This is a genomic window from Streptomyces sp. E11-3, assembly GCF_046540415.1.
In the GTDB taxonomy this organism is placed as follows: Bacteria; Actinomycetota; Actinomycetes; order Streptomycetales; family Streptomycetaceae; genus Streptomyces.
The window spans coordinates 393,865-420,042 of the sequence record NZ_JAZGRL010000001.1; the positions used below are offsets into that span (position 1 = coordinate 393,865).

General features: G+C 69.9%; 22 protein-coding genes and 6 pseudogenes. 9 read left to right on the top strand and 19 right to left on the bottom strand.

The features are described 5' to 3' along the window. From U9R90_RS01785 to U9R90_RS01805, 5 genes and pseudogenes are all read right to left on the bottom strand, one after another. On the bottom strand, positions 1 to 1,065 hold the full coding sequence (locus U9R90_RS01785) for a hypothetical protein (protein WP_411054573.1): 1,065 nt from the start codon (positions 1,063 to 1,065) through the stop codon (positions 1 to 3). Positions 1,066 to 1,661: 596 nt separating this feature from the next. After that, positions 1,662 to 1,801: pseudogene (locus U9R90_RS01790) on the bottom strand (transposase); the annotation flags it as partial. Positions 1,802 to 1,813: 12 nt separating this feature from the next. Then, positions 1,814 to 1,931 (bottom strand): annotated as a pseudogene (locus tag U9R90_RS01795) (transposase); the annotation flags it as partial. Positions 1,932 to 2,025: 94 nt separating this feature from the next. After that, positions 2,026 to 5,022, bottom strand: coding sequence for an AAA family ATPase (locus U9R90_RS01800; protein WP_411054574.1), 2,997 nt, complete (start codon positions 5,020 to 5,022; stop codon positions 2,026 to 2,028). Then, positions 5,019 to 6,185, bottom strand: coding sequence for an exonuclease SbcCD subunit D (locus tag U9R90_RS01805; RefSeq protein WP_411054575.1), 1,167 nt, complete (start codon positions 6,183 to 6,185; stop codon positions 5,019 to 5,021). The genes U9R90_RS01800 and U9R90_RS01805 overlap by 4 nt, the downstream gene beginning before the upstream one ends. A gap of 184 nt (positions 6,186 to 6,369) precedes the next feature. On the opposite strand from U9R90_RS01805, the gene U9R90_RS01810 reads away from it, so the two are divergent. Next, positions 6,370 to 6,741, top strand: a complete 372-nt coding sequence (locus U9R90_RS01810) for a hypothetical protein (protein ID WP_411054576.1) — start codon at positions 6,370 to 6,372, stop codon at positions 6,739 to 6,741. Between the two features lie 132 nt (positions 6,742 to 6,873). On the opposite strand, the gene U9R90_RS01815 is transcribed toward U9R90_RS01810, so the two are convergent. Together U9R90_RS01815 and U9R90_RS01820 are read right to left on the bottom strand one after the other, a co-directional pair. Next, positions 6,874 to 7,500 (bottom strand): YigZ family protein, encoded by a 627-nt coding sequence (locus U9R90_RS01815; protein ID WP_411054577.1) that lies wholly within the window; start codon positions 7,498 to 7,500, stop codon positions 6,874 to 6,876. Positions 7,501 to 7,537: 37 nt separating this feature from the next. Continuing rightward, a complete protein-coding gene (locus U9R90_RS01820; protein WP_411054578.1) occupies positions 7,538 to 8,932 on the bottom strand; it encodes an amidohydrolase in 1,395 nt (464 codons plus the stop codon). 517 nt (positions 8,933 to 9,449) lie between these two features. Here U9R90_RS01820 and U9R90_RS01825 point away from each other — a divergent pair. Continuing rightward, a complete protein-coding gene (locus tag U9R90_RS01825) occupies positions 9,450 to 11,063 on the top strand; it encodes an IS4 family transposase (protein WP_411054579.1) in 1,614 nt (537 codons plus the stop codon). 24 nt (positions 11,064 to 11,087) lie between these two features. Here U9R90_RS01825 and U9R90_RS01830 read toward each other — a convergent pair. Beyond that, positions 11,088 to 11,476 (bottom strand): annotated as a pseudogene (locus tag U9R90_RS01830) (HAD family hydrolase); the annotation flags it as partial. Between U9R90_RS01830 and U9R90_RS01835 the strand changes: the two are divergent. Further along, positions 11,452 to 11,937 (top strand): annotated as a pseudogene (locus tag U9R90_RS01835) (IS5/IS1182 family transposase); the annotation flags it as partial. The pseudogenes U9R90_RS01830 and U9R90_RS01835 sit on opposite strands and share 25 nt — an antisense overlap. A gap of 431 nt (positions 11,938 to 12,368) precedes the next feature. Further along, entirely contained in the window at positions 12,369 to 12,803 is a 435-nt protein-coding gene (locus tag U9R90_RS01840; protein WP_411054580.1) for a VOC family protein, read from the top strand. Positions 12,804 to 12,897: 94 nt separating this feature from the next. Here U9R90_RS01840 and U9R90_RS01845 read toward each other — a convergent pair. Further along, positions 12,898 to 13,242: pseudogene (locus U9R90_RS01845) on the bottom strand (IS982 family transposase); the annotation flags it as partial. A gap of 54 nt (positions 13,243 to 13,296) precedes the next feature. On the opposite strand from U9R90_RS01845, the gene U9R90_RS01850 reads away from it, so the two are divergent. The 4 genes from U9R90_RS01850 to U9R90_RS01865 all read left to right on the top strand — a co-directional run bounded on the left by U9R90_RS01850 (position 13,297) and on the right by U9R90_RS01865 (position 15,461). Next, entirely contained in the window at positions 13,297 to 13,812 is a 516-nt protein-coding gene (locus U9R90_RS01850) for a putative immunity protein (RefSeq protein WP_411057605.1), read from the top strand. Between the two features lie 114 nt (positions 13,813 to 13,926). Further along, the gene (locus U9R90_RS01855) at positions 13,927 to 14,502 is read left to right on the top strand and encodes a TetR/AcrR family transcriptional regulator (protein WP_411054581.1); all 576 of its coding nucleotides are present in this window, start codon (positions 13,927 to 13,929) and stop codon (positions 14,500 to 14,502) included. Positions 14,503 to 14,659: 157 nt separating this feature from the next. Further along, a complete protein-coding gene (locus U9R90_RS01860) occupies positions 14,660 to 14,818 on the top strand; it encodes a hypothetical protein (protein WP_411054582.1) in 159 nt (52 codons plus the stop codon). Positions 14,819 to 14,846: 28 nt separating this feature from the next. Beyond that, positions 14,847 to 15,461, top strand: coding sequence for a DUF4865 family protein (locus U9R90_RS01865; RefSeq protein WP_411054583.1), 615 nt, complete (start codon positions 14,847 to 14,849; stop codon positions 15,459 to 15,461). 97 nt (positions 15,462 to 15,558) lie between these two features. On the opposite strand, the pseudogene U9R90_RS01870 reads toward U9R90_RS01865, so the two are convergent. The 3 genes and pseudogenes from U9R90_RS01870 to U9R90_RS01880 all read right to left on the bottom strand — a co-directional run. Further along, positions 15,559 to 15,859, bottom strand: a pseudogene (locus tag U9R90_RS01870) (Tn3 family transposase); the annotation flags it as partial. Between the two features lie 276 nt (positions 15,860 to 16,135). Beyond that, positions 16,136 to 16,963 (bottom strand): alpha/beta fold hydrolase, encoded by an 828-nt coding sequence (locus U9R90_RS01875; RefSeq protein ID WP_411054584.1) that lies wholly within the window; start codon positions 16,961 to 16,963, stop codon positions 16,136 to 16,138. Between the two features lie 86 nt (positions 16,964 to 17,049). Further along, the gene (locus tag U9R90_RS01880) at positions 17,050 to 17,673 is read right to left on the bottom strand and encodes a TetR/AcrR family transcriptional regulator (RefSeq protein WP_411054585.1); all 624 of its coding nucleotides are present in this window, start codon (positions 17,671 to 17,673) and stop codon (positions 17,050 to 17,052) included. A 335-nt stretch (positions 17,674 to 18,008) separates the two neighbouring features. On the opposite strand from U9R90_RS01880, the gene U9R90_RS01885 reads away from it, so the two are divergent. Beyond that, complete coding sequence (locus tag U9R90_RS01885) at positions 18,009 to 18,881, top strand: hypothetical protein (RefSeq protein ID WP_411054586.1); 873 nt, start codon at positions 18,009 to 18,011, stop codon at positions 18,879 to 18,881. A gap of 135 nt (positions 18,882 to 19,016) precedes the next feature. On the opposite strand, the gene U9R90_RS01890 is transcribed toward U9R90_RS01885, so the two are convergent. The 7 genes from U9R90_RS01890 to U9R90_RS01920 all read right to left on the bottom strand — a co-directional run bounded on the left by U9R90_RS01890 (position 19,017) and on the right by U9R90_RS01920 (position 26,108). After that, positions 19,017 to 19,682: a hypothetical protein gene (locus U9R90_RS01890; protein WP_411054587.1), complete on the bottom strand. Its 666-nt coding sequence runs from the start codon at positions 19,680 to 19,682 to the stop codon at positions 19,017 to 19,019. A gap of 85 nt (positions 19,683 to 19,767) precedes the next feature. Beyond that, complete coding sequence (locus U9R90_RS01895; RefSeq protein ID WP_411054588.1) at positions 19,768 to 20,007, bottom strand: recombinase family protein; 240 nt, start codon at positions 20,005 to 20,007, stop codon at positions 19,768 to 19,770. A 73-nt stretch (positions 20,008 to 20,080) separates the two neighbouring features. Then, positions 20,081 to 20,902 carry an alpha/beta fold hydrolase gene (locus tag U9R90_RS01900; RefSeq protein WP_411054589.1) on the bottom strand — a complete coding sequence of 274 codons (822 nt, stop codon included), beginning with the start codon at positions 20,900 to 20,902 and terminating at the stop codon, positions 20,081 to 20,083. A gap of 113 nt (positions 20,903 to 21,015) precedes the next feature. Beyond that, positions 21,016 to 21,849, bottom strand: a complete 834-nt coding sequence (locus tag U9R90_RS01905) for a PaaX family transcriptional regulator C-terminal domain-containing protein (RefSeq protein ID WP_411054590.1) — start codon at positions 21,847 to 21,849, stop codon at positions 21,016 to 21,018. A gap of 77 nt (positions 21,850 to 21,926) precedes the next feature. Beyond that, positions 21,927 to 22,667: an Asp/Glu racemase gene (locus U9R90_RS01910; protein WP_411057607.1), complete on the bottom strand. Its 741-nt coding sequence runs from the start codon at positions 22,665 to 22,667 to the stop codon at positions 21,927 to 21,929. 136 nt (positions 22,668 to 22,803) lie between these two features. After that, the gene (locus tag U9R90_RS01915; protein WP_411054591.1) at positions 22,804 to 23,709 is read right to left on the bottom strand and encodes a fumarylacetoacetate hydrolase family protein; all 906 of its coding nucleotides are present in this window, start codon (positions 23,707 to 23,709) and stop codon (positions 22,804 to 22,806) included. Next, complete coding sequence (locus tag U9R90_RS01920) at positions 23,697 to 26,108, bottom strand: bifunctional salicylyl-CoA 5-hydroxylase/oxidoreductase (RefSeq protein WP_411054592.1); 2,412 nt, start codon at positions 26,106 to 26,108, stop codon at positions 23,697 to 23,699. Before U9R90_RS01920 ends, U9R90_RS01915 begins: the two co-directional genes overlap by 13 nt. Positions 26,109 to 26,178 lie beyond the last annotated feature (70 nt).

Consider the following 26,178-nt stretch of genomic DNA (forward strand, 5'->3'; position numbering starts at 1 on the left):
CTAGTCATCACACACCGGCAACCGCACGGCGAGCAGATTGCCGCGCTGGTGAGGGAGTTGGGGTCCGGTGGTCACATCAACGCGGTACCGGGCCGTGTCCGAATCCGGAGCGGCAGATATCTCGAGCCGGGTCTGCCTCGACTCAATGCGCAGACTCCCGCCGAACACATCGACCGCGCAGTTGTAGAGGGCGTACATACCGTGACTGCCTTCCGCATAGCCCTTCGCGCACCGGTCGCGCGGTGTGCTGCTGATCAATCCGGCCAGGAGAACCTCGGGATCCCCGGAATCGAGCCAGGGCTGCCAGTCGGCGAGGTCCAGTCTCTGGCCGGGGGACCAGCCATCGGCATGCAGGGCGAACTCGTCCGCCCGCACGCCCCCGGCGGTCCGTTCACGTTTACTCAGGTCGGTGATCAGCGATTCGCTGTCGTCCCAGACGGCGAGTGTGAGTGTGCCCGTCTGGGATCCCCCGGCGGGGAGCTCTAGCTGGGCACCGGTGATGGCGACCTTCCCACTTCGGCGTTGCAGGGGGCCGCTCAAGAGCTCCTGGACCAGAACGCGGATCACCTCGGACGCGGGCCCCATGAGCGTGCTCTGAAGCAGCCGTGTCAGGGCGAAGCCGCCCCAGCAGGACGTCTCGCCCTCGAGCATCTGGAGACGGGCCAGCTCGCCGTCGAGCCGGTAGGGGCGCAGGCCGAAGCGCTGCTGGGCCGTGAGGTAGGCGAGAGCCGAGGAGCGGGGGCTCGCGGTGTCGCGGACGAGCGGAGTGGTCGGCGTCTCCTCACCGAAAAACTCATGATCCTCTGGCGCGACCAGGACCCTGAACGGGACCCGCGCGACCGAGCCGACAGCGTGCGGGAACCGCCACAGACGCAGGACATGCCGGGCGGCGGCGTCCACCGGCAGCCGGATCATGGTCTCGACGCCCTGGCTCCTGCGGGCTGCGATCGCCGACAGCAGTTGCTGCAACGCCACCACGTCGAACGCTGTCGACGCGGCGAGATCGATGAGAACCGTGCCGGGGGACAGAAGATGGGCCGAAGCGTCCACCAGCGCCTTGTCCACCTGGGCCGTCGACACCCGACCTTCGACGCGCAGACTCGGCATCGAGTCCACTGATGGTGAGCCGCGCGTCCGCATACGGCCTCCCGAAAGGGCGACGTCGACTTACGTTGCCCCTAGTGGGGCAAGGGGGAAACTCTAGCTGGAATTGGGGGCAACGTCCCCTGCACGGTGCGTATTTGACGCGATTGCCCCGAGGTCACTCCGGTCAGCCTCAGTCAAGTTCAACGGGAGAGTGCACGCACACTGCACTGCCCCGGCAACGAGATGGGGCGCCGGAGGGAGGAGTTATGGCAGGGGAAGAAGAGGCCACGGTGGCCAGTCTGCTGGAGTACGAGAGCATCAAGCATGAGCAGCGCACCAGAATCGGGTTCCGAGATCATCTGGTATACGCCTCCCTCGCGGCAAATGGCCGCACGGAACAGATCGGCCGTCAAGTGCCGATATTAGGATGGGAACTGGTGCATCGCTACGACCAGCGACGGATGTCCCACCAGCGCTTCCAACTCGCTGCTGATCTACTGCTGTTCGTTGTTCCACCGATTGCCTCTGTCGCTGCCTATTGGGCGCTCATCTCCGCTCGGGGGTGGATTCTTGCGGTGGTCATCACAGAGCTGCCAGGAGGCTCCGGAAGCATCGCGCCGATCGCATCCACCAGACCGGCATGGGCGTCGGAGATGACCAGTTGGACGCCGGACAAGCCGCGGGCGATCAGCGAGCGCAGGAAGGCGAGCCAGCCGACGCCGGCCCCGGCGGCGTCGTTCGAGGAACCAGTGCGGGAAGTAACTGCCCTGGCGCAGCTTGGGGACGGCCAGTTCGACGGTGCCGGCGCGGGTGTCCCACTCGCGCGGGCGGTAGCCGGTGCGATGGTTGACGCGTTCGTCGCTGACCTGCCCGTATTTCGTCCAAGACGATCAAGGAAAGGAACGGTAAGTCAGGGACGGAACCCGTCCTGACAGTCCGCTACAAGTCCGCGCCCCGCTGCCGTACGACCGACCCCGCCCGCCCCTTGGCCACTTCCAGTTGGGCGTGGATGCGGCGGCGCAGGTCCGCGACATGGCTGACGATGCCGACGCTGCGGTCGCGTTCGCGGAGGGTGTCCAGGACGTCGAGGACCTCGTCCAGGGTCTGGTCGTCGAGGCTGCCGAAGCCCTCGTCGATGAAAAGGGTGTCCAGGCGCACCCCGCCCGCCTCGTCGGTGACGACGTCGGCGAGGCCCAGGGCGAGTGCGAGTGAGGCGAAGAAGGTCTCGCCGCCGGACAGGGTGGCGGTGTCGCGTTCGCGGCCGGTCCAGGCGTCGACCACGTGCAGGCCGAGGCCGGAGCGGCCGCGGCCTGAGCGGTCGTCGGAGTGCACCAGTGTGTAGCGGCCGGACGACATGCGGGCCAGGCGTACGGTGGCCGCCGCTGCGACTTGTTCCAGGCGGGCGGCGAGTACGTAGGACTCCAGGCGCATCTTGCGTTCGTTGTCCGCGGAGGTGCCCGCGGTGAGCGCGGCGAGGCGGGCGACCCGGTCGTACTCGGTGCGCAGCGGGGCGAGTCCGCGGGCGTCGGCCGTGGCGCGTGCGGACAGACGGTCGAGTTCGGCGCAGCGGGTGGCGGCCGCGTCACGGGCCAGGTCGGCGTCGCGCAGGCGGCGCTCGGCGGCGTCGGCGGTGTGCCGGGCCGTCTCGGGGTCGGCCGACGGGAGTTGGGCGGCGGCGGCCGTGTCCGGCTCGGCGAGTACGGCGTGTACGGCGGCCTGCTCCTGCTGCCGTGCGTCGAGCCGGTGTTGCAGTTCGCGGTGCTGTGCGTCGTCGAGTGCGGCGGCGGCCGCGTCCTCGGGGGTGCTGAACCCGGCGCGGAAGGCGGCGTCGGCGAGCCGGGCGTCGGCGTCCTTGAGGCGCCCGGCGGTGTCCTGGGCGGTGCGTACGGCGTCGGCGGCCTCGGTGAGTTGGGCGGCGTGCCGTTCGAGTTGGGCGGCGCGGGCGGCGACGGTGTCCGCGGAGCCGCGCGCCTGCCGCAACTCCGTTTCCAGCGTGGTCTGTTCCTTGTCGAGTGCGTCGCGTAGGGCGGCGCGTGACGCGGTACGGGTCGCGGCCTGCTGTTGGGCGGTGCGGCGGCGGTCGTGTTCGGCTTCGGCGCGGGCGAGCGCCTCGCGGGCGGCGTGCAGCCCGGCCGCGCTGTCGCGCGCTTCGGCGTGCTCGCGCCGCAACTCCTGTACGGATGCGGCGAGTTCTGGTGTTGGTGTGTCGCCTGCTGCCGCCTTCGCCGCGGCCAGGGATTCGCGTACGTCGCCGAGTGCGCGCTCGGCGTCGGTGCGCTGTTCGTCGGCGCGGCGGTAGACGGCGAGTGCGGCCTCCTCGGCCGGGCGGTCGATGTGGCCCGCGACCTTGCGGGCGGGGGCGGGGTGTTCGGTGGCGCCGCACACCGCGCAGGGCGCGCCGTCGGTGAGGCCTTCGGCGAGTTCGGCGGCGATCCCGCGCAGCCGCTGCTCCTTGAGGGTGAGCCAGTGCTCGTGTGCGGTGGCGGCGTGTTCCCGGGCGGCCAGGGCCTGTTCCTGGGCGCCGACGGCCTTCTCGGTCAGGCTGTCGCGGCGGCGGGCGGCCTCCCAGCGGGCCTGGGCGGGCTCGAGTTGGCCCGCGAGGTGTTCGGCGCGGGTCGCGGCGTCCTGCGCGTGCTCGACGCGTTCCTGCAGGGTGCGGCGGGTGGTGTCCCAGTCGTCGAGCCAGGCCGCAGCCTCCTGGAGTGCCTCGTCGTCGGCGCGCTGCTGGCGTTCGATGTCCGTACGTTCCGCGGTGAGTTCGCCGAGGCGGTGCTCGGCGCGGCGGGCGGAGTCCAGGCCGCCGAGTTCCTCAAGCGCTCGGCGGGCGGCCGCGGTGAGGCCCGCCGCACCGGCGTCGGCGAAGGACTCGGGCAGGGCGGCGCGGGCGCGGGCCTCGTCGGCGGCGGCGCGGCGGTGTTCGGTCTCGGTGGCGGTACGCAGGGCGAGTGTGGGGGTGACGGCCTCGGCCTTGCGTCCGCGGTCCAGGCGCAGCTGCCACTGGCGTTCGTCGGCGCGCTCGGCGAGGCGGTCCGCGCCCTGACGGGCCTCGGCGAAGCGGCGCTGCAGCCGGTGGGTCTCGCGTACGTCGTCGAGTGCGCGCTGCGCCGCCGCGTGGGCGGAATCCGCGGCCGCGACCGCCGCGCGGGCGACGTCCAGCCGCTCGCGGGCGCCGGTCCTGGCCACCGCGGCCCAGGTGAGGACGGCGTCCGCGAGTCCCGGCTCGCCGGGCGACAGGTCGGGCAGTGGCAGCTCGGCAGCGTCGCCCGCGGCCTGCTGCATCCGGTGCGCGGTGGCCAGCAGCCGGTCGTCACCGGCCCGTACCTCGGCCTCCGTACCGCGTCGGCGTTCGGCGAGGCGGTCCTCGACGGCGGCGAACCTGCGGGTGTCGAAGAGCTTGCCGAGCAGCTTGCCGCGGGCTTCCGCGTCGGCGCGCAGAAAGCGTGCGAAGTCGCCTTGCGGGAGCAGTACGACCTGGCAGAACTGGTCCTTGCTCATACCGAGCAGCTGGCCGATCTCCTCGCCGATCTCCTGGTGGGAGCGGCTGAGGGCCTTCCAGGTGGCGCTCTCGGCGTCGTACTCGCGCAGCCAGGACTGGGCCTTGTCGGTGGTGGTGCCGGTGCCGCGCTTCTTGGGGCGCTCCCACGGCGGCTGCCGGGTGATCTCCAACCGCCGCCCGGCCACGGTGAGTTCGAGGCAGACTTCGGTGCGGGTGGCAGGCGCCGCGTGGTCGCTGCGCAGGGTGAGGGCCTGGTTCTGCCGGGCGCCGGGCACCGAGCCGTACAGGGCGTAGCAGACGGCGTCCAGGACGGAGGTCTTGCCCGCGCCGGTGGGCCCGTGCAGCAGGAAGATCCCGGCCTGGGACAGGGAGTCGAAGTCGACCTGCTGCTGGCCGCCGAAGGGGCCGAAGGCGGTGATGCTCATCCGGTGCAGCCTCATCGGGCGACCTCGCGCTGCGTGTCGAGGGCGTGGGTGGCGTCGAACGCGTCCCGCAGTACGGTGCGTTCGTGCACGTCGGGTCCGCTGCCGCCGCGTACATGGGCCACGAAGTCCTCGGCGATCTGCTGCTCGGAGCGTCCCTTGAGGCGCTGGGCGTACGACACGGCCGGGTCGTCGGCCGTCTTCTCGGGTGCGAAGACGAGGCTCAGTACGTGCGCGAAGCGCTCGGTGAGGCGGGCCATGGGCTCGGCCGGGCGCACCGCGTCGGTGAGGGTCGCCTCCACCCAGGCGTCGATGGCGCTGTCCCACTTCGGGTCGGTGAGCAGGGCGTCCAGGGTGCCGGAGATCCGGGCCAGCGGCCGCGGCACCGGGCAGTCGACGCGCTCGGCGCGCACCTCGCCGCCAGGGCCGAGGTCGATCAGCCACATGCTCTTGCGGTGCTGCGCCTCGGAGAAGGAGTACGCGAGCGGGGACCCGGAGTAGCGGACCCGTTCGGAGACGATCTGGCTGCCGTGCAGATGTCCGAGCGCCGCGTAGTCGACGCCGTCGAAGACCGCGGCGGGTACGGAGTCGACCCCGCCGACGGTGATGTCCCGCTCGCTGTCGCTCGGCTCTCCCCCGGTCACGAAGGCGTGCGCGAGCACCACCGACCTGGTGCCCCGCGGCCGCCCGGCGAGGTCGGCGCGCACCCGGTCCATCGCGGCGCCGATGACCGCCTCGTGCCCGCCCTTGTCCAGCTGGAAGGTGTCCTTGACCAGGGTGGGCTCCAGATACGGCAGCCCGTAGAAGGCCACGTCGCCGTGCTCGTCCGCGAGCAGTACGGGCTCCGCGCAGCGGGCGGGCTCGGTGCGCAGGTGGATGCCCGCCTTGTCGATCAGCCCGGCGCCGACCCCGAGGCGGCGCGCCGAATCATGGTTCCCGGAGATCATCACGGTGGGTACGCCGAGGTCGGCGAGCCGGTGCAGCGCCTGGTCGAAGAGTTCCACGGCGGCCAGCGGGGGCACGGCCCGGTCGTACACATCCCCCGCGACGACCACCGCGTCGACCCGTTCCTCGCGCGCGGTCACCACGAGGTGGTCGATGAAGGCGGCCTGCGCGTCGAGCAGGTTCACCCGGTGCAGGGACCGGCCCAGATGCCAGTCGGAGGTGTGCAGAATCCTCAAGGCGCCACTCCGACCTGCATGTTTTCCCCTCCTACGCCCCCGGAACCGGCACCGACCCACCCCGGGCCGCACCGTCAGCACCCACCACGCTAGCGCCTGTGAGCACCTGGTCCCTCACGGACCTCGGTTTGTCACCGGCGACCTGAACACTGGCGTGGCCGCGCCAACCGGGCAGAATGGCCGGATGCCTGCCGATGAACCATGGGAGCAGCTGCGGTCCCGGCTGCGGCTCGGCGACCGTCTGACCGGGACCATCGTGCGTGTTCCCCGCCCCGGCGCCATCGGCGTCTTCGTTGACCTGGGGCTGTCTGTAGGCGGCTTCGTCGACGTCATCCTCATGCCGCGACTCGACCTTGCCCGGTGGCCGACCGAAGGGACCGTGACCGACTTCGAGATCTGGTGGTGGCTGGACGAGCGCCCGCAGATTCGCCTCAAGCCGGTCGACCCCGCGTATCTGGTGGAGGACTTCGACACCTGGGTCACCCAGCAGAACACCGGTGCGGCCAACGCATGGCTGCACAGGGCTGCCGCTGCCGAGAGGCGCTCCTCGCGCTAGGCGCCGCTTCGGCTAGACGTCTGGACGTCGCTTCCGCTGGGCGTCGCTTCCGCTGGGCGCCGGTTCCGCTGGGCGCCGGTTCCGCTGGGTGCCGGTTCCGCTGGGTGCCGGTTCCGCTAGGCGTCACTTCCGCTAGGCGTCGCCGTACGCCTCCGCGCCGAGCTCCAGCGCCGCCGTGCCCGCGGTCGCGTCGGCGAGCCAGGCGCGGAAGGTGTCGACGTCCGCGTCCGGCAGGCCGATCTCGATGGTCACCGCCTCGCCGTAGCGCACCTCACGTACCTCGCGTCCGGCCGTGCGCAGATCGTTCTGCAGCTTGCCCGCGCGTTGGTGGTCGACGGTGACGGTGGCCAGCCGGAAACGGCGCCGGGTGATCGTGCCGAGGGTGTCCAGGGCTTCGCCGACCGCGCCCCCGTACGCCCTGATGAGGCCGCCCGCGCCCAGTTTCACGCCGCCGAAGTAGCGAGTGACGACGGCGACGACGTACCGCATGTCGCGGCGCAGCAGCATCTGCAGCATCGGGACCCCCGCGGTGCCGCCCGGTTCGCCGTCGTCGCTTGCCTTCTGTACGGAGGCGTCGGCGCCGATGACGTACGCCCAGCAGTTGTGGGTGGCGGTCGGGTGCTCCTTGCGGATGCGCGCGAGGAATTCCTGCGCCTCCTGCTCGGTGGCCGCGGGTGCGAGCGCGCACAGGAAGCGTGAGCGGCTGACCTCGGTCTCGTGCACGCCCTCACGGGCTACGGTGCGGTACTCGTCCTGCATCGGCCCAGGGTATGCGCAGGCACGTACCGCCCGTGTCTCAGGTGTCGTAGTGCTGGACGCGGCGGCCATGGGAGCGGTCGGTCAGGGCGGGGAGCCGTGCGGTCAGTTCGGCGGCGATCTCCGGTACGTCGAGGGTGTGCAGCCTGCGGTCCCGCATCAGGACCTTGCCGTCGACGATGGTGGTACGGACGTCGGCGGAACGGGCGCTGAGGACCAGCGTCGCGGCGAGGTCGTGGATCGGCTGGGTGTGCGGTCCTGTCAGGTCGACAAGGATCAGGTCGGCGCGGCGGCCCGGCGCCAGGGCGCCGATCGCCTCGCTCAGGCCGATGGCGCGGGCGCTTTCGGTGGTGGCGTGGCGTAGGGCCTGGCGGGCGGTCATCCAGGTCGGGTCGTGCTCGGCGGCCTTCTGGGTCAGGGCGGTGAGCGTCATGCTCTCCCAGACGTCGAGGGTGTTGTTCGAGGCGGCTCCGTCCGTGGCGAGGCCGACGGGGATGCCGATCGCGCTCAGGGCCCGTACTGGGGTGGTGTCCCAGGCGAACTTCAGATAGCCCTTGGGCGCGGTGGCCACGCCGATCCGGCCGGAGCCCTGGCGCAGGACGGCCAGGTCCTGGTCGGTGATGCCGGTGCCGTGCGCGATGAGAACGTCGACGTCGAGCAGGCCGGTGCGGTGCAGGATCTCGATGGGGGTGACTCCGTGCCGGGCCACGCTGGACGCCGTCTGGTCCTTGTTCTCGGCGGCGTGGATGTGGACGGGCAGTCCGTGCTCGCGCGCGAGGTCCGCGGTCGCCGTGAGGTCGGCGTCGTCGACGGTGTACGGGGCGTGGGGGGCGAGGGATGTGGTGATCCGGCCGTTCGCGGCGCCGCGCTGGCGCAGGGCGAAGTCCAGTGAGCGCTCTCGGCCTTCGGGGCCCTGGGAAGAGAAGTAGGCCTGGCCGAGGTTGGCGCGCAGGCCGCTGTGCCGTACGGCGGCGGCGACCTGGTCCATGGCGAAGTAGGTGTCGGCGAACGCGGTGACACCGGCGCTGATCATCTCGGCGCAGGCGAGGAGGGCGCCCAGTTCGATGTCGCGGTCGGTGAGGTTGCTCTCGACGGGCCAGATGCGGGCGTTGAACCACTGCTCGATGGGGAGGTCTTCGGCGAGGCCGCGGAGGGCGACCATGGGGGCGTGGGTGTGGCAGTTGATGAGGCCGGGCAGAGCGAGTTGGCCGTCGGCGTGGATGAGTTCGGTGGTGGGGGGCGGGGGTGTTGCCGCGTTGCCTTGGGTGACGGTGACGATCGCGCCGTCGCGGATGACGAGGGTGGCGTTGTCGAGGAAGCCGATGTCGCCGTGGGGGTCGTGCACCAGGGCGGTGCAGCCGGTGATGACGAGGTCGGCGGGGTTGGTGGGGTCGCCGGGTTCGGTGAAGTCTCCCGGTTCGGTGGGGTCGGTCATCTTGGCTCCTCGGGGCGCGGGTGATGTGGTGTGGTGCGGCTGCCCGCCGCTGGCCCCCGCCAGGCTGGCACCGGCACCGGCACCGGCAGCAGCGGCCGCACAACCGCCCACTCCGCGCCCGCCGCCATGCCAGTGTCATGGTGGCGCTCCCGGACCGGGCCGGTCAGCCGCGTCACCGTACGTGCGCGAGACTCGTGCGCGAGGCAGTCACACTCCGTCGCGGTTGCAGGCGATCCGCTTGCCCACCTCGGGCCTCGGTGTCGTGGGTGACGGGCACAGGGCTCCGTTCGGGCTTCACCGGGAACCGTACCCGCGCAGCCTGCCGCCACCGCCGACATACGCTCGCCAACGCCTACGACTCCGAGGTGGACAGATGCCCCGGCCACTCAGTCGGTGATGATCGACCAATGCCGCGAAGTTAGGGCCCCGATGGCGGTGTCAAGGGGGTCGTGAGATGTGGCAGGGCCTCTGCTATCCAGGGGATCGACCAAGATCTTCCTGAGAGAGCAGAGGCCCTGTGGCCCAGTTTGTCACGGGCGGAACCAGTGACGTGTTCGCGCCCGGTCACATCGGTGAGTTAACGCAGGTCATCCCACCGGAGCTGGTGGATGCGGTTGTGGAGGAGACCGGAGCCCGTGAGAAACGACTGCGGAGTCTGCCTTCCCGAGTCGGGGTCTACTTCGTCCTGGCTCTCGGGTTGTTCGAGCACCTGGGCGCCCAACTGGTCTGGGACAAACTCGTAGCCGGGCTGGGCACCAATGTGCCACGACCTTCCGAGAAGGCACTCCGCGATCTGCGCCGGCGGGTGGGCGTGGCCCCGCTGCAGCGGCTCTTCGACGTACTGTCAGGCCCGCTGGCCCAGCCCTCCACATCCGGAGTGCGCTATCGCCGTTGGCGCACGGTCGCATTCGACGGATGCGGAAGCCTCTCGGTCCCCGATCACGAGCGCAACAGGTCCTGGCTCGGCCGGACGGTACGACGCCACGGCCCGGCGGGATACCCCCGGCTGATGCTGATGACGCTGTGCGAGACAGGCACCCGCGGTTTGATCGCAGCAGCCTTCGGCCCCTCTGCCAAAGGCGAGAGCGACTACGCCCGGGAACTGACCGACAGCCTCACCCCGGACATGCTGCTTCTGGCCGACCGCGCGTTCGACGGCAACGAACTACTGGCCGCCATCACACGACAGGGCGCGCAGTTCCTGGTGCGTTGCACCAGTGCACGGCGCCCACCGGTGCTGGCCCTCCTGCCTGACGGTTCCTACCTCACCCGCATCGGCAGCCTTTCGCTGCGAGTGATCGAGGCTGAGGTCCAGGCCCGCACCATCGACGGCCAAGCCTTCGGCGGCACCTACCGCCTGCTGACCACACTCACCGATCATCGCACCGATCCCGCCGCCCACTTGATGCGTCTCTATCACGAACGCTGGGAGATCGAGACCGCCTACCTGGCACTGCGCCACACCCTCCTCCAAGGTCGGGTGCTGCGTTCGAAGGACCCGGTGGGTCTCACCCAGGAAATGTGGGGACTGCTCACCCTCTACCAGGCGTTACGCTCGATCATGGTGACCGTAGTGGAGACCGAACCCGGCTGCGACCCCGACCGGGCCGGCTTCACCGCCGCCCTGGAGGCAGCCCGCGACACAGTCATCCTCACCGGAACACTCCCAACAACCGGACCGAATAACTACTACGACCTGGTCGGACACATCGGCACCCGCATCCTGCGCACGCTCCTTCCCCAACGCCGGATGCGACTTTCCACCCGCATCGTCAAAAGCGGAATCTCCCGCTCCCACACCTGGAACCGCGACGGACGCCCCCGGGACAGCACGCCGATCAGTGCCATCGAGATCACCGTCCACCCGCCGGCCCTTCCCGGCACACAGGCTCCGAGGCAGACGTCTTCCAGGCGTTGGGACCAGGTCTGCCGAATTCTGGCGGCGAACGCGAATCAGGCCATGCACACTCGAGACATCGCACGCCGCCTCGGCCTCACCACCACGCAGTCCATCAAGAGCCTCACCGCACAACTCTGCTACTGGACCCGCAACGACCGACTCATCCGCACTTCCCCGTGCACCTACAAGATCCCGCTCGCCGAACCCTTGACACCGCCATCGGGGCCCTAACTTCGCGGCATTGGATGATCGACAGTCGGCGATGATCGACGTGAGCTGGGCGAGGGGGTCGATGCGCCTGTCCGCCGCCGCGACGACGGCCCGGTCGTCGGCCCACAAGGGCCCCCACGGGCTACGACGGATGTGTGCCGTACGCGGTCCGGCGTCCTTGGCGGAAAACACGTCGTTGGCCGGATGGTCGGCGGGGAGGTTCAAGCCTCGGAGCAACTCGCCTGCCCTGGCTGCCTGGTTCCCGGCGACGATCACGCGGATGCCGAGCTCGCGCGGCCCTGTACGACGGCGGCGCCGACGAGCGCCGACAGGGTGTGCCGAGGAACAACGAGCCAGTCAGCCCACGACGCCCGATAGCGGTCGTCGCGAGTGAGGGTCTCCCCTCTGCTGCACCTGGCGGCAAGTACCGCCAGTCTTCGGCGCCTCCTGGCAGACCGTGCATCGACGATTCACGGACTGGTCCAGGGCGCGGGTGTGGCCCAAACTGCACCGGGTGGTGCTGGACCGACTCGGCGCGAACGGTGAGCTGGACTGGTCGCGGTGCGCAATCGCTCCGGTCAACGTGAGGGCGGTCCAAGGGGGCCCATGACAGGACCGAATACGACCGACCGCGGCAAGTTGGGATCACCGGCGCAGCTGGCTGCGCCGTCGGCAGATCGCGCCGCGCATCGCCCGCCGTGGCATCGAGCCGACCGGGCGTCTGGGCCGGCATCGCTGGGGGATCGAGCAGACCATGTCCTGGTCGAACGGCTGTCGGCGGCTGCACCGCCGCCACGAGCGCAAGGCCAAGCGCTTCCCCGCCTTCGTCGGCATCGCCAGTGCCTCGATCTGCTATCGCCGCAGCACCGAGTGCCACACCACCGTCACAGCGTAGGGAGAACCTCGGTGAAGAAGGAGCGATCCCCCCGGCGAACGTCGGCTGCAATTGTCCGAACTCCTCGACGGTGACCCATCGAGCCTCGCTGACCTCTCCGGGATCGAGGGTGAGCTCTCCGCCCGTGACCGCGGCGGTCCACCAGTGCAGATCGTGCCACTGAGCGGGGCCCAGTAGCCCCGTTGCCGTGCTTGTGGACTGCGCAAGAACACCAGGAACTGGGGGCCCTAAAGGGTTGTCCCGTAACTGATCTTTGGCACGCCAGTGGTTGGCCGGGATCGGATTCTGGGTCCCGCCCTTTGGGAGGCACCGACCTCGGTTCAGCCCTGCGACCGCACGACACAGCAGCGAATGGAAGGGGCCATTCTCCCGACAACGTGCGGACCCACCCACCTGGGGAGATGAGCAAGGGCCCCTGTTACCGTGCGCCGATGTCAACGATCAAGCAGTTCCAAGTGACCTTCGACTGCGCGGAACCTGCGCGTCTCGCCGGCTTCTGGTGCGAGGTGCTGGGGTACGTCGTCCCTCCGATCCCGGCGGGGTTCGCCACTTGGGAGGACTACCATCGCTCACTGCCGCCTGAGGATCAGGTGATCTACTTCGCGTGTAGTGATCCCTCAGGTGTGGGCCCGCGCCTGCTCTTTCAGCGCGTTCCCGAAGGGAAGGTCGTTAAGAACCGGCTGCACCTTGACGTGCGGGCCGGTATCGGGCTCGTGGGTGAGGAGCGCCTGGCCACGCTTGAAGCCGAATGCGCACGGCTCGTCGCGCTTGGCGCGGTACATGTGCGAACGATGCGCGCCGACGGCGAGAACGAGTCCTGCATTGTGATGCAGGACATTGAGGGCAACGAGTTCTGTCTCGACTGAGGATCCTTTGAGTCGGCGAGGTGGGGAGCCGCCTCCGTTGGACCTCGCTGGTCTCGTACGCGGCGGGAGCTATCCCGTTCAAGCAAGGTTGTGACCCGTACTCGGCCCATCCGGCCAGGTCGGATCGTTTCACAGTCTCGCGGGAGCGCCCGCCGCAGTGGTTCGGCGGCCTGGCGCAGCCGCTTGTTGTAGCCGGGCTGCTGCGGCAGGTACGGGAAGAGATGCCGCAGGTAGGAACGGGCGTGGCGGAGCCACCTGGCCTCGGAGGTGAAGCCGAGCATGGCCTGCAGCATCGCGCCAGCGTGACCACCTCGGCGTAGGTGAGCTACGGGGCGATCCCCACGGCCGGCCGCCATGGCACGAGATGCGGAGACGCCTTCAGCAGGTCGTCGGTCTTCACATAGAGTGCGATCGCGAGGGCGTCCAACTCCATTTTCACACAGTGCCGTTGGACGCCCTCGCCCTATGCGTGCAGCCGATCCCTTGGAACACCATGATCCTCCCCAAAGATCGCGACCCCCGCTTCGTCACCATCCGCCGTGGGGGGACGCTTACGGACTCCGACCATCGGCTCCTGACTTTGTGGGCTGCCGCGTGCGCGGAGAACGTTCTGCACCTCTTCGAGTCGGTGCAGCCCTCGGACCCGCGGCCCCGCGAGGCGATCGAGCAGATTCGGACATGGGCGTGCGGCGAGATCAGGATGTCTCAGTCCCGAGCGGCGGGTGGCCATGCCATGGCTGCGGCAAGACCGTTGAGCGGAGCTGCTCGGCACGCCGCATTTGCTGCGGGCCAGGCGGCAGTGGTGGCGCACGTCGCCGCGCACGAGCTTGGCGCCGCGGCCTACGCGATCAAGGCCGTGCGTGCGGCGGCCTCCGGGCGGGAGAGCGAGAGCGCCGGCAGGCTCGAGTGCCGTTGGCAGCGCGAACAGCTCCCGGATGCGATTCGCGAACTCGTCCTAGACGATCAGCGGTTGCGCAACGACATCTGCTGGTCGGTCTTCGACTGTTGACGGGCGTGACGGCTTGTCTGCACCGACCCCTTGCAATCGATCGTTTATGAGAAGGCGCGGCTGCGCCGCCAAGCATTCGGGACTTCTGTACCTACTAGTATGTACGCTGCTTGCATGAGCACTGCGGAACGCCTGATCGAGAGCACTCGCGAGCTGCTGTGGGAACGCGGTTACACCGGCACCAGCCCGAAGGCGATCCAGCAGCGGGCCGGCGCCGGGCAAGGAAGCATGTACCACCACTTCACTGGAAAACCGGACTTGGCGCTCGCCGCGATCCGGCGCACCGCCGAGGAGATGCGCGCCAGGGCCGAGGAGCAGTTCTCCACACCGGGGACCGCGGTAGATCGCATCACCGCCTACCTGCGCCGGGAGCGGGACGTCCTCAAGGGCTGCCCGATAGGGCGCCTCACCCAGGACCCGGATGTCATGGCCGACCCTGCGCTGCGAGCCCCCGTCGACGAAACCCTCGCCTGGCTGCGGGAACGCCTTGCCGACTTGCTGGCCGAGGGGCGCGAGCGCGGCGAACTGGGTGCCGCGCTGGACCCGCAGGCGACCGCAGCGACTGTCGTCGCGACTCTGCAGGGCGGCTACGTCCTGGCTCGCGCTGCCGACTCGGTGCAGCCATTCGACCAGGCGATCACTGGAGTGCTGGGCCTCCTAGGCGCACATATCTCCACCACCCACGAGTAGAGGTCCTGCCTTTCATGCGTGTTTCCCGTACGCCGCAGCCCACCGTCGTCGCACCACCCGAACGGGTTTTCGGCGCGGCATGGGTCGACGAGCTCGCCGCACCCGAGGAATCCTCGCGCTTCCGGGTCGACAGCGTTCACTTCGCGCCGGAGGCAGTGTGCGCGTCGCGCCGGGCGAATGGCATTGGCACGGCGCCTCTCCCAGCACTTTCATGACGCATCTGGCCATCCAGGAAGTCGCCGAGGACGGCACCGAAGCCGAACGCGGCCCTCATGTCACCGAGGCCGAATACCTCACCGGCCTGCTTGCCCACTGATTACCCACGAAAAAAGGCAGCATCGTCCGTGTACGCAAAGCAGTACGAGATCACCCTGCCCGCCGACTACGACATGAAGATCATCCGCAAGCGGGTCGCCGAGGGCGGCCACGTCCTCGATGACCGGGCCGGACTGGGGCTGAAGGCGTATGTCATCCGCGAACGCGGCATCGACGGCTCGCCGGTCAACCAGTACGCCCCCTTCTATCTGTGGAACGACACCGGCGCGATGGCCCACTTCCTCGTCGGTGGCGGAGGATTCCAGAATATCGTTCGGGACTTCGGCCGCCCCGTCGCCCGGCATTGGGCCGGTATTGCCTGCCATGCCGGCCCCGCCCGCACAACACCTCCCAAGGCGGCCTCGCGCCGCCTCATCCCGATACCTTCCGACGCGGACTTGGATGGCACCGGACTGGGCCTGTCCGCGCTGATCGAACGGGAGGCCGAACAACTTCGACGGCTCTCCCGCCATGACGGCGTACACACCGCTGCACTGGCCGTCGACCCCCACCATTGGCAGCTGCTGCGGTTCGTGGTGTGGGCGGACTCCTCCGCGCCGGACGAGGAGGCGACCGAGCGCTACGAGGTGCTGCACCTGTCCGCCCCCGGCCTGGGTGACCTGCCGGAGGGACAGAGCTGGTAACGCCCCTGCGCCCGCGATCGCCGCCGTCCGCTGCGCCATCTCCTCGTCCTCTGCCAACTCGGGGACATCCGGGTCACGCAGCGGACGCAGGCCCTGGCGCGGCGCGCAGCTGGGCCACCGCGGCGTCGATGTACTTCGTGGGTCCAGAGCACCACGGCGTTCAACACCAGTCCCGGCGACCCTAGTTGGTCGTCCATTCCGTCCCGGTATGCCTGGTGGATGGTGCGCCGCTTGCCATGGCAGATGTCCCGGGCGAGGGTGTGGCGGGACTCCTGGACGGACAGCTGCTTGCCCATCTGGCACCGGTAGGTGTCATCGACCGGGTCGACGACCTGGAGCAGGTGCAGGGACTTGGCGATGCGCCCGTACTCGGCGAACGCCTGCCCCAGCGGGGTCGGCAACCGTCACTCATCGTGATGGCAAGGCAAACCCCGCGGATGAATAGGCGACACCGCAACATGCGCGCCTACCAGTCCCAAACCCGAACTACCCTTCAGCGGCAGCGGATCCTGTCCCGCCGTGCACGTCGGACGCGCTGAAGCACCCCCGCCAGAACGGTGTGAGCTGGGCTCTTGTCCCGCTTCAAACGATCTGGCCCCAGCCAAGACCTGTGACCTGGGGCGACCAGATCGGTTGAGACGTGAAGACGCTGAGGATCTCGTCCGAGCTGAGTGTCACGCTCGCCCGATCCCGTCCAGGAACGGGACGATCGCATCGATGAAGTGCTCGTTCCGATCGCCGGCCACCATGTGCCCCGCGTCGGCCACATCGACCCGCCGCGCCTGGGGAACCGCGTCGCAGAACTGTTCGGCGATGTCTTCGCGCACCACGTCGCTGATCCCGCCGCGGACGAGCAGGATCGGCACGTCGGCATGGCGCGCGGCGTCGAGGAGGCGCTCCGCCATGCCGGGCGGATCCATCCGGCCCTCGAAGCTGTCCAGCAGTCGTGGGTCCCAGTGCCAGACCCAGCGGTCGCCGTGGCGTCGCAGGTTGTTCCGTATCCCCTCGGGGGCGCGCGGACGTGGGCGATGCGGCAGGTGGGCGGACACCGCCGCGGCTGCTTCCCCCACGCTGGCGAATCCGTCCGGCCGACGGCGCATGAACTCGACGATCCGGCGCGCCCCGCGGGGATCTGGTCGATGGGCGACGTCAACAAGTACTAGTGCGCGAATCGCCGCACTGGGCGCCTCTCCGGCTGCGAGCAGCGAACTCAGACCACCGAGCGAGGCACCAACGAGCACCGGCCGGTCGCCGATTTGAGCGACGAGGGCCCGGACGTCCCCGGCGAACAGGTCGAGGTCGTAGTCGCCATCGGTCGACCATGCGCTGGTGCCATGTCCGCGCAGGTCCGGGGCGATGACTCGCCATCCCAGCGTGGCGAGTCGAGGGCCGGTCCGCCCCCAGGCGTGCCGCGTCTGGCCGCCGCCGTGCAGCAGGACAAGGGGTGGCGAGGACGCCTCGCCCCACACATCCGCCGTGAGGAGGATTCCGCCGCGGCCCACGAAGCTCCAGGGCCGTGGCCGTGCTCCGGCTCCGGCTCCGGCTCCGGCTCCGGCTCCGGCTCCGGCTCCGGCTCCGGCTCCGGCCGTCATACCGTGTCCCGGGTTCGCAGCGGTGCCAGCAGTTGGTCGCGGTAGGGATCCGCAGCCGCCGCGGCGAGCGCGACGTCCAGCGCGAGCAGAGCACGCGCGAGGAACCGTTCGTCATCGATCAGGGCGGCGACCCACTGATGCAGCGCACCCACGCACGAGGTGCCGACAACGGAGGCCAACGCGTCCGTGTCGATATCGGCGCGCAGGAGGCCCTGTGTCCGTGCGTCCGCCATCGCCTGGCGAAGCTGGGTCAGCGGACTGCGGTCGAGTACGAGGCCGCTTTGCTCCCACTCACGCACCATACGCCGCGACACGACCGGGTCGTCCACGAACAGTTGGACGGTCGAGCTGACGACCTCGCGCGGGGCGACTGCTCCCAACTCGGCCAGGCGGCGCTCGAGTTCGTCCATGAACCCGTCGGCGAGTGCCTCCCAGATCTTGTCGCGCGGTCCGATCAGGTTGTACACGGTGGCCGGGGCGACCTGCGCTCGCTCGGCGATCCGCTCGGTACTGATCGCCGATTCCGGGCTGTCCCGCAGGAGTTCGCGCGTCGCCTCAAGGATGCGGATCCGTCGCTGGGCTTTGTGCTGCTCACGTAGGCCTCCTTCGACCAGCCGCATGCGCGTACACCCCTTCGTTGATTTTTAGAGAGCAATCTAAATTTAGAGGGGTCTCTGGATGTGTCAAGCGTTGAGGTAGCGCCACAGACCGCCGGCCCTGGCCTCGACGTACCGTCACGCCGTGGTCGACCGCTGCCCGGCTTGCGTGGCGCTCGCGGACCTCAAGCGTGGCACCCCCGCTGCGGCGGCCCTGCAGGTCAGGTGCATGATGAGGCAGACATGTGAGGGAAGGGGCGGGGATGGCGCAGTGGACGGTGGAGAGGCCCGTAGCAACTCCAGCAGGGCCGGAGCGTGTCGGCGGCGCAGGCTGGACGGCCGCGTGGCTGACAGGGGCCGTGACGCTGTCGGCGGAGGGCGCGCTCGCGCTGGTCGTCTACTTCCTGGCGGGCTTGCGGGACGAGCACTATTTCGCCGCCGGTATCCCGGCCTACGTCGGGTATCTCCTCGTGGCCGTGGTCACCGTGGTCCTGCTCGGCCTGGCGGGGTTGATCGGTTCGGCGGCGGCCGTCCTGCCTGTCGTGCAGCTGTCGCGCTGGTCGGCCCGCAGGACTGGACGGACGGAGACGATGCGCTGGTGCCTGGCTGTTTGCGGGGCGTTCGCCACTGCGGCCGCCGTGTGCACCGGGATGCCGACGGCGCTTCGCGGCGGCAGTTGGACTGTGCTCCCGCTGGTTCTTCTCGTGGCTTTCCTCGGCTTGGTTCCCGCCGTCCTGTGCACTCGGGCCGTGACCGTCCTGCGCGGCACCGGCGCCCGGTTCGGGCTGGCCGCGGTGGTGTTCGTCTGCGGGCTGACGCTGTCGGTGGTGGTTTTCGTCGGTGGCCTGGCGGCCTACGGGACTGGACTGATCCAGATATACGAGCCGCCACGGCTCACCGACGCGCAGCTCGTCGGCACCTGGACCGACGACCAGGGCGGCACCCTCACCCTCCGGGCTGATGGCACCGCGGTGGCCAACGGTCTGGACGTCCATACCGCGGGGGCCGCGTACGACGAGGACGCACCCGAGGAGTGCGGTGGCTCCGGCTCGTGGGCGCGGGGTGCATCGCTGTCCGGAACCCCGCAGCTCGATCTCAGTGTCAGCGGCTGCATGGAGGGCAGGGGCTGGCACTTCGGCGGCACCGAGGAACAGCCCACCCTCTACTACTGGATCGGCGACCCGGATTCACTCAACCAGTACGCATTGCACCGCACGTCGCCAGTGCCGTAGTTACTGGTTTGGTTACTCGTGGCTCTCGTATTCAACTGCCGTCGGTTCCCCGAAGGGACCGGCCCGGTGGTGACCGGATCTGGCACCCGCCGTACTCGCCGAACTCGCCCCCCGTTGGCATCGTGAGGTGTCTTCTCAGGGACGCAGGGGGAGTTGTTCGCTGGTGGCGCCGATTTCCAGGCGGGCGTAGTCAGGGTGGTCCAAGCGGTGGTGGACGTAGATCTGGTCGGCCCACGGCGGATCGAAAGGCGTGAACGCGCGCAGGCCCAGGACCCGGCCGATCACACGCTCAGCGTGGTCGGTGTTGAAGTCGGCGACCGCGGCTGCCTCACCGATCTGTTCGACGGTGCCCGGCAGGTCGTCGAGGTAGCAGGTGACTCGCGGGAGCAGGTGATCGTGCCCCCCGGGCCCCTGGCCCCGGAAGAGCCCCAGGGCAGTCGTCGTGGAGGAGTAGTAGTCCAGGTCGAGACTGACGAAGCCGACCGGGTGCTCACGCAGCAGCTCCGCGCGGGAGGAAAGGTAGTCGGGCAGCGTCTCGCCGAGATCGCCGAGCACCAACTCCACTGAGCCCAGTCGGGTGCGCAGCCGGGCCTCGTCCATGGTGTAGAAGCCGGGGCCGAACAGGTAGGGCACATCTCGGGAGTCCTTGGCGGCGGGCATGCCCATGCCGCTGTCGAACCCGACCACCCGCACCGAGACACCGGTGGCGGCGGCGTAGTACCGGGCGTGCTCGGACAGGGCCAGCAGCGCTTCACTCCGCGACGGATAACGATCAACGAAGCCTGCCCATGCGCGCCCCACCCACAACCCCACCGGCCTGATCCCGGGTGTGAGTAGTTGCAGTACGGAGTGACGCTCAGCGTGTAGCCCTGGCCGCGCCGTACCGTCACGCCGTGGCCGAGCGCGGCGCGCACGTCGGAGAGCGTCCATGAACGTCACGGTGGACAGCAGCTCGCCGGTGCGCGGAAGGGGGCGGGCGGATTCGCCCGGTGCCGCGTACGAGGCGGAACATCTCGGAGATGTGCACGGTGTCGCCCGGCCGCGCGTACGCCAGCAGTTCGTCGAACTTCGGGCGCTGGAGCTGGTGGAGGCGGCCGGAGGTACCGGGCTCCTGGGAACGTGCCACGGTCGTCGGGGCTGTGGTCGGGCGTTACGCCCGGCGGATGTGCGCGAGTCGGCGGGGCCGGGTGGTTCGGTGGTCAGGGCCGCCCGTGGGCGGAATGCGCGGCGACCTCGTCGAGGAACTCCTGGAGCAGATGCCGCAGGACGTCGGGGCGCTCCAGGTGCACGTCGTGGCCTGTTCCGGGGATGCTCGCGGCCGTTGTCCCCGGGTGCCGTCGGAGCATGGTCTCGGATTCCTCTGGAGAGACGATGCCGGACTGGCCCAGTACGGCCAGGACCGGGCACGTGATCCTCGCCCACTCGTCCCAGAAGGAGCGTTGGGCATTCTCGGCCAGCGAGGCGACCATGATGTCCCGGTCAAAGCGGGGCCACCAGCCGCCGCGCTCCTCCAGCCCGGCGGCCCATCCCTCGCCGACCAGACCGCCGCCGAGGAACTCGACGGCGGCCTCCCGTGACGGGAATGGTGTCGGCCACGCGTCGAGCCATCCGCCGATCTCGGCCTGCACGTTCGGGTTCGGCCCGCCGGGGCTGGCTTCGACCAGGACGAGCGCGCGCACGAGGTGGGGGTGTGCGGCAGCGGTGAGCATGGCGGTGTGGCCGCCCAGGGACTGCCCCGCCAGGACGGGCCGGTGCAGGTCGAGCTGTTCGAGTACGGCGACGACGTCGGCGACGTACGCGGCACGGCTCACCTCGCGCGGGAGGCGCTCGCTGGCGCCGTGGCCGCGCTGGTCGACGGCGACGACCCGGTAGTCCGGGCTCAAGTCCCGGGCGAGGGCGTCCCATTCGCCTGCATGTCCGGCAAGACCGTGCAGGAGGATGACGGGCGGCCCCGAGCCGCCCCAGTCGCGGCAGGACAGCCGGACGCCATCGCGCTCCACGGTGCGTTCGGACGGGGTCACTCAGGCCTTCTTCCGAGGTCGGCGGGCGAAGCGGGGCAAGATCTGCCTGCGCCGCGGCCAATCGCGCAGGTGGTGGTCGCGGGCGTAGCGCTCGCAGGAGTGTGTTGCGGGTTCTACGACGCCTGTGGTGCCAGGCCTGTGACGTCTTGTACGTGGCGCAGGCTTGGTTCGGCGAGGATGTGGTGCAGGTCCTGGAACACCTGGCGTGCGGCGACGGCGTTCCAGTCCGCTGGTAGCAGTTCGGCGGGCAGGCCGGGGTCGAGGTACGGGAGGCGGCGCCACCGGGTGAGCATCGGTACGTAGTGGCCGAACGCCTCGGCGGGGTCGAGGGCGTCCTGGCGCGACAGGTGTTCGGCGACCGGGGCGTAGGCGTCGGTGAACGCGGCGTACTGCGCCTCCAGGGCTGGGAAGTCCCACCAGGTGCCGACGGTCGCGCGCAGGTCGCTGAACGCGGCGTAGTCGGCCGCGAAGAGGTGGACGTAGTCGCTGAGGCCGAGGCGTTGGAGCATGTCGCGGGCGTCGTCGAGCAGCCGGCCGGGCGCCAGCCAGACGCCCGGGGCCATGTTCCCGAAACCCAGCCAGGTCAGCCGGGTGCGCAGTTGGTAGCGGTAGGAGCGCTCGGTCTCGGGCACCGAGAAGACGGCCATCGCCCAGCCGTCGGCCAGGTCCGCGGGTTCCAGGCTGCCGAAGATGCGGCGGTCGCCCTCGTCGAACACGGGGTGGACGGCCGGGCTCAGCCGGTAGCCGGTGGCCGACTGCCGTTCGGGCTCCAGGACGCCCTTCTTCTTCAGCCGGGAGATGGCCGAGCGCACCGCCTGGCTGTCCACGTCCAGTTCGGACATCAGGGTGATCAGGTCGGCGATGGAGATCCATCCGCCGAGGCGGCGCAGGAACGCTCCGTAGACCGTGTTGATCAACGAGCTGGGCCGGGTGGGGCTGTCCGACATGATCGCCTTCCGTCGTGTGCGGTGGCGATCTTACCGAGCGGCCCGCCGGGACGGCCGGGCACGGGGCGGTCAGCCGGTCAGCCGGGCACGTGCGCCTGACCGGGCACGGGCGTATCGGCGTAGTGGCCGGACAGGAGGTGGCCCGCTCCGGGGGCCACGGCCGGGAGGTCGAGTGCCCGCAGCATCTGATGGGCGGTGCAGACCGCCGCGGACACCACGGGTTTGCCCAGCAGTTGTTCGGCCTCCTCGATCGCGCCCAGGGACGGCATCTGCACACAGGCGGAGAGCACCACGGCGTCGGCGTCAGTGTGGTCCAGGGCGCGGGCCAGGCCGGGCAGGGTTGCCGGGTCGTGGGCGGCGACGTCCAGGTTGTTGGGGATCTCCAGTGCCTGGTAGTCCAGGACTTCGATGCCTTCGTGGGTGAGATAGTCGACGACGGTCTTGGTGAGAGGGCGCATGTACGGGGCGATCAGGGCGATCTTCTTGGCTCCGAGGGTGTGCAGTCCGTGGACCAGGGCACCGGCACTGGTGACGACGGGGGCGGGCGCCCCGTTCTCGACGGTTCGGGTGTGCAGGCGTTCTTCGGACGTGCGGTGGTAGCCCAGGCCCATGCTCATGATGGCGACCAGGCAGGCGTAGCCGAGTACGTCGACGTGGGCGTCGGAGAGTTCCACGGCGCACCGGTCGGAGTCGGCGTCCATCGACTGCAGTTGTTCGGGGGTGACGTGGGTCATGCGCATGCGGCTGGAGTGGAAGGTGAAGCGTTCAGGCGCGATCGTGTGCCTGGCGCGCAGGATGGCCGGTACTTCCGTCTCCATGGTGACGTTGGAGCTGGGCACGATCTGGCCGATGCGGTAGGTCGTCCTCTGGGGGCGATGGGTGCGGTGCGACACGGGCACTCCTGGTGGTGGGGTCTGGCGACGGGATACGGCTCGGGCGGCGGGGCGCAGCAGTTCAGCGCGCGTCGGTGACCGGGTTGGTGAGCGTGCCGATGCCTTCCACCGTGGCCTCGACGGTGTCGCCGGGGGTGAGGAACTCCGGCGGGACCATGCCCGCTCCGACGCCCGAGGGTGAGCCGGTGGCGATCACGTCGCCCGGTTCGAGCGTGACGCCCGAGCTGATGTCGGCGATCAGGCGCGCGATGGGGAAGAGCATGTGGCGGGTGTTCGACTTCTGCTTGGTGACGCCGTTGACGCGCAGCGAGAGGTCCAGGGACATGGGGTCGGGCACCTCGTCCGCGGTGACGACGGCCGGGCCGAAGGGGGCGTACGAGTCCTGGCCTTTGGAGAAGAACCACTGGCCGGAGCGGCGCTGGTCGCGGGCGCTGATGTCGTTGACGATGCTGTAGCCGAAGACGTACGCGTAGGCGTCCTCCTCGCTCACGCGGCGGGCGGTGCGTCCGATGACGACGGCGAGTTCGCATTCCCAGTCCAGCTGGGCCGTCAGATCGCCGTTGTGCAGGATCGGCTGGCCGGGTCCTGTGACGGCCGTGGCGGGCTTGCTGAACAGGACCGGGCGCGGGGGCAGTTCCTTGTCCGTGTCCAGGCTGCGGCTGGACTCCTCCACGTGCTCGACGTAGTTGAGGCCGACACCGATGATTTTGCCGGGGCGCAGCGGGGCGCGGAGCGACACCTCGTCGAGCTGGTGGACAGCCTCGTCCGGCCAGGTCGCGGGGTCGCTGAGCAGCAGGCGTCGTGCGGCTTCGCGGGCAGGGGCGTCGGCCTGGATGAAGGACAGGAGGTCGCCGGGCAGTTCGACGCCGGTGTGCGCTGCCAGCGCGGCGAGGTCGATCACGCAGTCGTCGACCTGCGCGCCGAGGCGGATGGGCGCGTCGTTGCGGGTGTACGTCAGCAGACGCATGAGTACTCCTTGGCGGGGCGTGGGGCGAAGGGGGAAGGAACAGGTGAAGGGGGAAGGAACAGGTGAAGGGGGAGGGAGCGGGTGGAAGGGTGCGCCGCCGCACCGATACCGGTGTCAGGGCCGGAGGTTCCGGCGCGGCGGCGCGGCTCNGCCGGGGGCCAGGGTGCTCCGGGCCCGGTGTAGTTCTGGGCCGCCGCGGCGTGGAGCGTCCACAGCGGGTCGTGGAGCTGGGCGCGGCCGACGGCGCACAGGTCCGCCCGGCCGGCCAGGATGATCGAGTTGACGTCGTCGTAGGAGGAGATCGCGCCGACGGCGATGGTGGGGATGCCGGTCGCGTTGCGGATCAGGTCGGCGTACGGCGTCTGGTAGCTGCGCCCGTACCGGGGCTGCTCGTGGGCGACGACCTCTCCGGTGGAGACGTCCACCGCGTCGGCTCCGGCGTCGGCCAGGGCGCGGCTGACGGCGACCGTGTCCGCTTCGCTGGTGCCGCCTTCGGCCCAGTCGGTGGCGGAGATGCGGACGATCAGCGCCTTGTCCGTGGGCCATACGGCGCGGACCGCCCGTAGGACCTCCAACGGGAAGCGCAGTCGGCCCGCGAGGGTTCCGCCGTAGGAGTCGGTGCGCTGGTTGGTGAGCGGCGAGAGGAAGCCGGAGATCAGGTGACCATGCCCGTACTGGAGTTCGATGGCGTCGAAGCCGGCACGGTGGGCCCGCTCGGCGGCGGTGGCGAAGTCCTGGGTGATGCGGTCCATGTCGTGGCGGGTGGCCTCGCGCGGGACCGTGCTGGCCGGGTCCCAGGCGATGGCCGAGCAGGCGACGAGCGGCCAGGCTCCGTCGCTGCCCGCGAGGGGGCGGTGGCCGCCGTCCGGGCCTGGCACGGTGGTCGCCGCACGGCGTCCGGCGTGCGTGAGCTGGAGGCCCAGGCAGGAGCGGGCGTGGCGGTGGACGAAGTCGGTGATCCGCCGCCAGGCGGTCTCCTGTTCGTCGGTGTACAGGCCGGGACATCCGGGGGTGGCGCGCCCGTCGGGACTGACCGCCGTCATTCCGGCGATGACCAGCGCTGAGCCACCGATGGACTGGGTGCTCAGATGGACGAGTTCGAAGTCTCCGGGGACCCCGTCGTGCGCGGCGTACAGCGCGGTTGGAGGTACGACGACGCGGTTGCGCAGCCGCAGTCCGCCGAGTTGGAAGGGGCGGAACATCGGAGGGACGGCGGGGGCGGGCGGTGCGGTCTGGAGGTGCGCCGCCGCGTGCGAGGAGTCGACGGCGGTGGTGAACTCCGCGTCCCGTACCCGCAGGTTGTCGTAGGTGACGCGGCGGCTGCGGGTGAGCAGGTTGAAGGCGAACTGGTGGGGCTCCTGGCGCGTGTAGCGGTGGATGTTCTCGAACCACTCCAGGCTGGCCTGCGCGGCCCGCTGGGTGGATTCGACGACCGGCCTGCGCTCGGTCTCGTACGCGGCGAGCGCTCTGGGCACGTCGGGGTGTTCGTGGAGGCAGGCCGCCAGGGCGAGCGCGTCCTCCATGGCGAGCTTGGTGCCGGACCCGATGGAGAAGTGGGCGGTGTGTGCGGCGTCCCCGAGCAGCACCACGTTCCCGTGCCGCCAGGTGCGGTTGCGTACGGTGGTGAAGCGGATCCACTTGGAGTTGTTGGGGATCAGCCGGTGCCCGTCGAGGTGCGGGGCCAGCAGCTCCTCGCACCGTCGGATGCTGGCCTCGTCGCTGGTTCCGGCCGGGTGGTCGCGTGCGGCGTGCTCGTCGAATCCCGCGCGCCGCCAGGCGTCCTCGTCGATCTCGACGATGAAGGTGCTACGGGTGCTGTCGTACGGGTAGGCGTGGACCTGCAGGGTGCCGAAGTCGTGCTCGGCGACGATGAAGGTGAAGGCTTCGAAGACCTTGTCCGTACCGAGCCACATATAGCGGCAGTGCCGCTCGTCGAGGTCAGGGCCGAAGGTGTCGGCGTAGGTGGCACGGGTCGCCGACCGTACCCCGTCGCAGGCCACCACCAGGTCGTAGGCGGCGGTGAGTTCGTCGACCGGTGGGGCTTGGGTGCGGTAGCGGACATCCACGTCCAGCGCGGCGCACCGCTGCTGCAGGATCTGCAGCAGCCGCTTGCGCCCGAGCGCCGCGAAGCCGTGGCCGCCCGAAGTGAGGACCTGCCCCTGGTAGCGGACGTCGATGTCGCTCCAGCGAGCGAAGTCCGCTGACATCGCGTCGAAGACCTCCGGGTCGGCCTGCGCGATGCCGTCGAGCGTCTCGTCGGAGAAGACGACTCCGAAGCCGAACGTGTCGTCGGCCGCGTTGCGTTCCCAGACGGTGACGTCCCATCGCGGGGAGAGCTGCTTGACCAGAGCTGCGAAGTACAGCCCGCCGGGCCCTCCTCCGATGACTGCTATACGCACGGCGTCCTCCTAGTGGTTCCACGAAACAAGATATGCCGACTTTTCGTCGACCGTCAAGAAAGCGTTACAT

What these genes read in the sequence shown, in the direction of transcription:
- U9R90_RS01800 (WP_411054574.1), bottom strand. Translation starts at nt 5,022, where the DNA reads ATGAGGCTGCACCGGATGAGCATCACCGCCTTCGGCCCCTTCGGCGGC.
- U9R90_RS01810 (WP_411054576.1), top strand. Translation starts at nt 6,370, where the DNA reads ATGCCTGCCGATGAACCATGGGAGCAGCTGCGGTCCCGGCTGCGGCTC.
- U9R90_RS01815 (WP_411054577.1), bottom strand. Translation starts at nt 7,500, where the DNA reads ATGCAGGACGAGTACCGCACCGTAGCCCGTGAGGGCGTGCACGAGACC.
- U9R90_RS01820 (WP_411054578.1), bottom strand. Translation starts at nt 8,932, where the DNA reads ATGACCGACCCCACCGAACCGGGAGACTTCACCGAACCCGGCGACCCC.
- U9R90_RS01840 (WP_411054580.1), top strand. Translation starts at nt 12,369, where the DNA reads ATGTCAACGATCAAGCAGTTCCAAGTGACCTTCGACTGCGCGGAACCT.
- U9R90_RS01850 (WP_411057605.1), top strand. Translation starts at nt 13,297, where the DNA reads ATGATCCTCCCCAAAGATCGCGACCCCCGCTTCGTCACCATCCGCCGT.
- U9R90_RS01855 (WP_411054581.1), top strand. Translation starts at nt 13,927, where the DNA reads ATGAGCACTGCGGAACGCCTGATCGAGAGCACTCGCGAGCTGCTGTGG.
- U9R90_RS01880 (WP_411054585.1), bottom strand. Translation starts at nt 17,673, where the DNA reads ATGCGGCTGGTCGAAGGAGGCCTACGTGAGCAGCACAAAGCCCAGCGA.
- U9R90_RS01905 (WP_411054590.1), bottom strand. Translation starts at nt 21,849, where the DNA reads ATGTCGGACAGCCCCACCCGGCCCAGCTCGTTGATCAACACGGTCTAC.
- U9R90_RS01910 (WP_411057607.1), bottom strand. Translation starts at nt 22,667, where the DNA reads ATGGAGACGGAAGTACCGGCCATCCTGCGCGCCAGGCACACGATCGCG.
- U9R90_RS01915 (WP_411054591.1), bottom strand. Translation starts at nt 23,709, where the DNA reads ATGCGTCTGCTGACGTACACCCGCAACGACGCGCCCATCCGCCTCGGC.